Genomic DNA, 7,258 nt, shown 5'->3' on the forward strand with positions numbered 1-7,258 from the left:
TCAGTGGCATACGAGAATGACAGTTCGAGCAGCTCCAACCTCGTCATTTCCGAGTGGGGTTATCGGAAATCCACCTTGGCCTTACCCGCTAATGCCTGAGTGTCTGAATCCAAAATGGATTCCCGCTAAGGACATGCGGGAATGACAGTTCGAGCACCCCCAACTCCGTCATTTCCGCCCCCCAACCCCGTCATTCCCGAGTGGGGTTATCGGGAATCCACCTTGACCTTACCCGCTGATGCCTGAGTGCCTGAATCAAAATGGATTCCCGCTAAGGGCATGCGGGAATGACAGTTCAGTGGTATGCGTTATCTACCCTTCTACTCTGAGGCTGATTGTGTTGGGGAGCGTTAGCCATTGGGCTGGACGTTGGCGGGTTTCGAGTAGCGTATTCCAGCCTTCCTTTAGGTCGTTTTCCTGCGGATAGCTATTACCTTCCAGCACAATATCCAGCCGTTGCGTGGGTAGTTGCTGTAGCAGTAGCGTTAACGCCGCTTCTCGGCTATGCCCTGCTTCGACTAGCGTTTCGCCTATAATCGCTAGTACACGGGCATCTTCCGGCAGCCACTGGTTTAGGCGTTGCAGAACAGTATTTGCCGCGTAGAACAGCGCCGTTTGGCCGTTGGCTTGGCACTCTATCCAAGGGGCATGCACCACATTGACCGCGTGGCTAAGGCGCTTGTTATTCAAGCACTGTTTCAGCTCATCGCTAGCTACTTTCTGATGTGTAATGCTAATAATGGTTTGTGGCAGGTCAGCGTGAGATAACGTTACCTCGTGTTCCTGCCCGTGATGCTGGCCTTTCTGCCGGGTTAATTTGGGCTGCTCTGCCCGGGCGTTAATTACACTTTGCGCCAGCAGTTCCGTTGTGCCATTACTGCCAAAAATCACTATTACATCATGGTTATTTGCATTGTAGTGTTCTAGCAAGGCCATGGCATAGCCAGGTGCTAACGTTGTGCTAATTGGGCGCTGGCCATGTTGCAGGTAGTTCATTAGCGCCTGTTCGTCACGCTGTTGGCGGGCGCTACGGGTAACGTGCTGACCAAGAGCGTTGGTAGTTTGCTGTATGTAGCTGCGCTGTTCGCCGAACAGCGATTCCAGCTTGCTTTCTAACTGGCCAAAACGTTCGTTACTTTGTTGTAACGAGGCAAGCTGTTCGCTGAGCTGGCTGATCGTAGCGTCTTTTTCAGTTAGCTGCTGCTGGGCTTTTACTAACTCAGCTTCAGCTTCTTCATGCTGCTTTTTTCGATTAGCAAAGTAGCGCTGATATTTTTCGCGCTCTTCTTCGCTGTGCGTTAATTTTTCTTGAAGGCTAGCGATTTTCTCGACGCCCTCTTCTGCCTGCTGCTTGCGGTTAGTAAACCAACTGTGCGTTTCTTGCAGCTTTTCCTGCGCTTTTTGCTCTGCTTGCACAGCGTCTTGATAATGCTGCTCGACCTTTTTGAGTGCTTGCTCGGTTTCCTGATGCTCTTTTTTTTGCTGCTGATTAGCTTTAATCGCCTGATTTAGCTGCTTTTTTAGCGTATCCCGCTCTTCGGTTAGCTGGCTGAGCTGTGTATCATACTCAGCCAGTTGTGCATGGGTCTCTTTTAGCTTGTGATACAACGGGCTGCGGGTAAAACTGAGAAGAAAAAAATCTGGGTCCGTGGCATGTTGAGCCACCACTTCAAAACCTTGCTGTTCGCACCATTGGGTTAGCTCGGCGTCTGTCGCCATGCCTTCGTATAAACGCAACGGGCTAGTACGTACCCATAGATGGGTTAACTGATCAAGTAAACCGGAATGATTGAACGCTTGCAGCAGGCTTAGGGAAATTTCCGGCTGCTCGATAATCAAATGGCTGAACGTTGCTTGGCTCTGGCCAGCCTGCTCTAGCGCCTGCGGTAGTGTTTGAGTGTCTACTGATTGGTGACGAGCCTTGCCAAGGCCAGGATAGAGGGTCGTTAGTTCACTGGCAGGAGCCAAGCTGTTGAAGTCTTTCAGTGTGTAGGCATAACACACTGCTTCACCGCCGGGGGGAGTTATCGGCTGGTCTGCAATATGCAATGCCGGTAACACTTGAGATAACGCTTTGTGGTGCGCTGAAACGGGCGAAAGTGATGCCAACAATACCGCTAAGTTGGCCTGTTTAATAAGCGTCTCACTCTCTTCACGTAGTGGGCCAATATGCACTAGCAGGTCGGCAGCTTGACTCATGCATCAGCCCCCTCTGTCGGTTTTTTGGGCGCGGGCAAATGGTGCTGTGGCGGCTGGGTTTTTCGCTGTTCGGCGATGCCATGCCGCAGGTAGTGCAGCAGCGGATGCTGACCCGATGCCGCGACATCTTTGTAGTGAGTAAGATAAAAGTCGGTACTGAATTGAGAACTTGGATGGCGGCCATCAATCGCGCCAAACTTAATAAAGTGTTCGGCGGGTTTAATACCTGACTTGGCAACATCAGGGTATTGGGCAAGGTACCAGTCGGCATCAAAAAACGGCGTTGCTTCCAGCATGGCTAGCTGCTTTGGTAGCTCTTTTTTGTAGCTTCGGCTATCGCGGTAAGCCACCGCGGCATGACGCTGTGCATGCACACGCAGCCACTGCACTAAGCTTTCCAAGTGGCTAATATGCCGTTGCGTATCCGCACGTAATATATTGAGCTCTTTCTGGCGTTTTTCCAGCTGTTGGCGGAAGTGTGCGGTATCTTGGGTACTTTTCTCTAGTTGTTGCTGGATTTTTTGCACTTCAGCGGCGCGCCGTTCTAGCTTGGTGACTACGCTGTCTATGTTTTGCTGCTGGGCGTTTACTAGGCGCTGTTGCTGGAAGATTTCATCATCTTTACGCGCGGCTAAAGCTTGGTATTCTTGGCTTAGTGCTTCATAGGCCTGTTGGGCCTGCTGCAGGGTATTCAGCAGCTGCGCATTCTCTTTTTGCGCCGTAGCAAGAGTTTCCTGCCCCTCTTTTTGAGTATTGAGTTGCGCCGCCAACGCCTTTTTAAGGGACTCTTTTTCTTGCTGAAGTGCTAGCTGGGCCTTTTTAATGGTCGCGTTATCTTGCTCCAGCTGAGCATTTTTCTTTTGCAACGTGTTAGTTTGCTGCTGAAGTTCTTTAAGGCGTTTTGAACTCTCTTGCTCACGCTGCTCAACATTTGCTTTTTGCTTGTCAACACTTTCAGCCAGCGACGACTGAACGCTTTGAAGCTGTTGAAAAACAACAGCGTACTCTTCACGCGCGGCTGTTAGTTCGCCCTTCAAACGAGCGATATTCTGCTGCTGTTGCTCTTGAAGACTCTCTGCCTGTTGTAACGCTCGGCCATCCCGCTGCCCTTTTTCGCTGGCTGCTTGCAAGGCGTGGTATTCGTTAAGCGCGGCTTGGGCGATGGTCGCCTCTTGGCCTTCCTCAACTGGGCTCTCCTGGCTGCTAGCCAACAGGTAGGCATAGGTGTCTTGTAACGTTTGGGTTTGCCCACAAAGGTAAGCCGCGGCTAGCCGATAAATTGTTTTATCCGCCGCCGTGGTTGGTAAGTCGAGCGGGGCGTCAATGAGCTTGGATATGCGACCTGGCGAGTAGCCTACTAAGGTAATCTGGCGGCGCGCTGAGCGAAACAGTGCAAGTAGTCGTTTAGCCTGCGCTAACCAATCATTAAGCGCCTCTTCGGCAACGGCCCCGCTTGCAAGGTTTGCTGCTAACCAAGCGCTTGGCTGTGGCCAAGCGATCATTACCTGGCGCTCTGCGTCATGCTTACACCAAGCGCGTAGCTTAACGACATCTTCATCATTCAACGTGGATAACAGATATATACTGCTTGGAGCTTGCGCATCTGCTTCGCTGATATCTACTAGTGATTCGCATGCCGACGGATTTTCCGCAGCTGGCAACAACTGGTGCGGCTCGTGCGCGAAGGCTTGCAAGCCCAGATAAATTACCCGCGGCATAGGTTGAAAGCTCCTTGCTTGAATGTTGATCATATTTTTCAAAATTGAACAGATAAGCTAGTTAGCCACTGGCACACTCTGACTGTACGAAAAGGGCTAACCCAAACAGTAATGTTAAAACTGGGGGCTTGAACACAATTAAGAGCGCAATATCACAGCTCTCTTTAGCAGCGTTATGCTCGACCTACCGATATGTAGCGTAAATTAACGGCTTTGGCTTCTTTGGGGTTGTAAAGATTACGCCCGTCAATGACTACACCGCCTTTTAATTGATTAGCCAACCACGTTAAGTCTACTGCTCGGAATTGCTGCCACTCGGTACAAACCACCAGTGCATCTGCGTCGATGACGGTATCTTCCATTCGCTTACATAACGTTAAGTCTTCACGACTGCCGTAGATACGCGCTGCTTCTTCCATCGCTTTAGGGTCGAATGCTCGCACCTGGGCACCAGCTTCCCACAATGCTTCCATTAGTACGCGGCTGGGTGCTTCTCGCATATCGTCAGTATTTGGCTTGAAGGCAAGCCCCCATACAGCGATTGTTTTGCCGCGCAACTGCCCATCAAGGGCATTGCTTAGCTTGGTGAACAGCGTCTGTTTTTGCCGTTCATTGACACTTTCGACAGCTTTTAACAGTTCAGCAGAGTAGCCTGCTAGCCCAGCGGTGCGGGCAAGCGCTTGAACATCTTTAGGAAAGCAAGAGCCGCCATAACCGCAGCCGGGGTAAATGAAATGGTAGCCAATGCGCGGGTCGGAACCTATGCCTTGGCGCACTTGTTCAATGTCGGCGCCCAGTCGTTCAGCGAGATTCGCTATTTCGTTCATAAAGCTGATTTTAGTGGCTAGCATGGCGTTAGCGGCATACTTGGTCAGCTCGGCACTGCGCACATCCATAAACAGCATTTTTTCATGATTGCGGTTGTATGGGGCATAGCATTCGCGCATTAGCTTTTCTACGTGGGGGCTGTCAGTACCCACCACAATCCGAGCACCCCGGGTAAAGTCTTCTATCGCAGCCCCTTCCTTGAGAAATTCAGGGTTGGAACATACATCAAAGGTGTAATCTTTACCTAAACTGCTGAGCGTTGCTGCAATGGTGTCGCGTACTTTTTCAGCGGTACCAACTGGCACAGTCGATTTATCAATAACAACTTTGTAGCCGTTCATATGCTGAGCAATCGTTTCGGCTACATTCAACACGTATTGTAAATCGGCACTGCCATCTTCATCAGCAGGCGTTCCTACCGCTATAAACTGCAGGGTACCAAATTGTACCGCTTGCGCTGCATCGGTGGTGAACTTGAGCCTGCCGTCCTCGCCGTTATGCCTTACCATGGCTTCTAGGCCAGGTTCATAAATGGGAATGATGCCTTGGTTTAACCGAGCTATTTTTTGCTCATCCACATCGACACATATAACGTGATGACCAGCTTCTGCTAAGCATGTGCCTGTAACGAGCCCTACGTAACCTGTACCAAAAACCGTTATGTTCATTCGTTCACTTCAGTTTGAGTGTGTTCGTTAGCTCACCGCTTTTAGTCAAAAGCTGGCGCGGCTTTAAAAGCAAGTCCTTGCTCATCTTTTGCCGAAAGCCGGGGCTTCTGGCCTTGGGTAGGCCATTGAATAGCCAGTTGCGGGTCGTTCCATAAAATAGACACTTCATCCCCAGGGGCGTAGTAATCGGTACATTTGTACTGAAACTCAGCCGTTTCGCTGGTGACGTAAAAACCGTGGGCGAAACCGGGGGGAACCCAAAGCATTTGCTTGTTTTGTTCACTAAGTGTTGCGCCTACCCACTGACCATAGGTGGGTGAGCTTTGGCGCATGTCCACCGCCACATCGAAGACCTCTCCTTGGGTTACCCGCACTAACTTACCCTGTGGTTGCTGGTGTTGGTAGTGCAGCCCTCGCAGAATGCCATGAGTGGATTTACTGTGGTTATCTTGCACAAACGTGTAGTGGCCACAGTGATCTTCGAATTCATTTTGGCGGAAGGTTTCCATAAAGAAACCGCGCTCATCGCCGAACACTTGAGGAGTAATAAGCACAACATCTGGAATGGCGAGTTTTTCGTATTGCATATCTAAACCATGAGAGGTGAAGGATGAGGAGCTCGATGTAAGGCGTGAGGGGTAAGATTACTTTCTCCTCACGACTCACCCCTTACTTATTACCTTTCGTTTTGAGTAGGCGCTGCAGGTATTGGCCGTATTGCGTTTTGGCAAGTGGTTTGGCGAGTTCGGCTAGGCGTTCATCGCTGATCCACTGCTGCTGCCAAGCGATCTCTTCTAGACAGGCAATTTTAAGACCTTGGCGATGCTCTATGGTTTGTACGTATTGGCTGGCTTCTAACAAGCTGTCGTGGGTGCCGGTGTCTAGCCAAGCAAAACCTCGACCTAGGCGTTCCACGCGTAAGTCGCCACGCTTTAAGTAGGCGTTGTTAACGCTGGTAATTTCTAGCTCGCCTCGCTCGGAGGGGGTGACGTTTTTGGCGATTTCCACCACATCATTGTCGTAAAAATACAGGCCGGTCACCGCGTAGGCAGACTTAGGCTTGCGGGGCTTTTCTTCAATGGAAATAGCGTTGCTATTTTCATCAAATTCTACAACACCAAACCGCTCGGGATCTTTGACTAGATAACCAAATACCGTCGCACCGGAGGTATATGAGCTGGCGCGTTTTAGCTGATCGGAGAAGTGTTGCCCATGGAAGATGTTATCACCTAACACTAGGCACACCGGGCTATCACCAATAAATTCTTCGCCAATAATAAACGCTTGCGCTAGGCCGTCTGGGCTTGGCTGCTCTGCGTATTTTAGGCTTATACCGAAGTCTTCACCGGTACCTAGCAAATTTTGATACTGCGGTAAGTCTTCCGGCGTTGAGATAATTAAGATCTCTCGAATACCTGCCAGCATGAGTACCGAGATCGGGTAGTAGATCATCGGCTTATCGTAAATAGGCAGTAGCTGCTTGGATACACCGCGGGTAATGGGATGCAACCGCGTACCCGAGCCACCGGCAAGAATAATGCCTTTCCTTGGTGTACTTTGACTCATAGTCATTCATTAACCTTTTGTTCTGCCGTTCCCACGCGCTCGACGTTTCGTCATTAACGTGGCCCGACGCTCTGTCATTCCTGCATGCCCGGCGTTCTGTCATGCTCGCGAGCCCGACGTTCTGTCATTCCCGCATGCCCTTAGCGGGAATCCAGTTTGATGTTAGTACCCCAGCCTCAGCGGGTAAGGCAAGGTGGATTCCCGATAACCCCACTCGGGAATGACGGGTACGTGGTTTGTCGAGAATGGCGCCTACTGACTGTCATTCCTGCGTGCCCC

General features: G+C 50.7%; 5 protein-coding genes. All 5 read right to left on the reverse strand.

All coding sequences use genetic code 11. From position 1 onward, the window contains the following. Nucleotides 1–312: 312 nt before the first annotated feature. Nucleotides 313–2,199, reverse strand: a complete 1,887-nt coding sequence (locus tag HVE01_RS19560) for a coiled-coil domain-containing protein (RefSeq protein ID WP_146945465.1) — start codon at nucleotides 2,197–2,199, stop codon at nucleotides 313–315. Then, nucleotides 2,196–3,917, reverse strand: a complete 1,722-nt coding sequence (locus HVE01_RS19565) for a coiled-coil domain-containing protein (RefSeq protein WP_146945466.1) — start codon at nucleotides 3,915–3,917, stop codon at nucleotides 2,196–2,198. Before HVE01_RS19565 ends, HVE01_RS19560 begins: the two co-directional genes overlap by 4 nt. A gap of 173 nt (nucleotides 3,918–4,090) precedes the next feature. Continuing rightward, nucleotides 4,091–5,413 (reverse strand): UDP-glucose dehydrogenase family protein, encoded by a 1,323-nt coding sequence (locus HVE01_RS19570; protein WP_146945467.1) that lies wholly within the window; start codon nucleotides 5,411–5,413, stop codon nucleotides 4,091–4,093. Between the two features lie 41 nt (nucleotides 5,414–5,454). Beyond that, nucleotides 5,455–6,000 carry a dTDP-4-dehydrorhamnose 3,5-epimerase gene (rfbC, locus tag HVE01_RS19575; RefSeq protein WP_125749856.1) on the reverse strand — a complete coding sequence of 182 codons (546 nt, stop codon included), beginning with the start codon at nucleotides 5,998–6,000 and terminating at the stop codon, nucleotides 5,455–5,457. An 82-nt stretch (nucleotides 6,001–6,082) separates the two neighbouring features. After that, nucleotides 6,083–6,979, reverse strand: coding sequence for a glucose-1-phosphate thymidylyltransferase RfbA (rfbA, locus tag HVE01_RS19580; RefSeq protein ID WP_146945468.1), 897 nt, complete (start codon nucleotides 6,977–6,979; stop codon nucleotides 6,083–6,085). Nucleotides 6,980–7,258 lie beyond the last annotated feature (279 nt).

Origin of the sequence: Vreelandella venusta, from assembly GCF_007989605.1 — a bacterium.
GTDB lineage: Bacteria > Pseudomonadota > Gammaproteobacteria > Pseudomonadales > Halomonadaceae > Vreelandella > Vreelandella venusta.

What these genes read in the sequence shown, in the direction of transcription:
- HVE01_RS19560 (WP_146945465.1), bottom strand. Translation starts at nt 2,199, where the DNA reads ATGAGTCAAGCTGCCGACCTGCTAGTGCATATTGGCCCACTACGTGAA.
- rfbA (WP_146945468.1), bottom strand. Translation starts at nt 6,979, where the DNA reads ATGAGTCAAAGTACACCAAGGAAAGGCATTATTCTTGCCGGTGGCTCG.
- HVE01_RS19565 (WP_146945466.1), bottom strand. Translation starts at nt 3,917, where the DNA reads ATGCCGCGGGTAATTTATCTGGGCTTGCAAGCCTTCGCGCACGAGCCG.
- HVE01_RS19570 (WP_146945467.1), bottom strand. Translation starts at nt 5,413, where the DNA reads ATGAACATAACGGTTTTTGGTACAGGTTACGTAGGGCTCGTTACAGGC.
- rfbC (WP_125749856.1), bottom strand. Translation starts at nt 6,000, where the DNA reads ATGCAATACGAAAAACTCGCCATTCCAGATGTTGTGCTTATTACTCCT.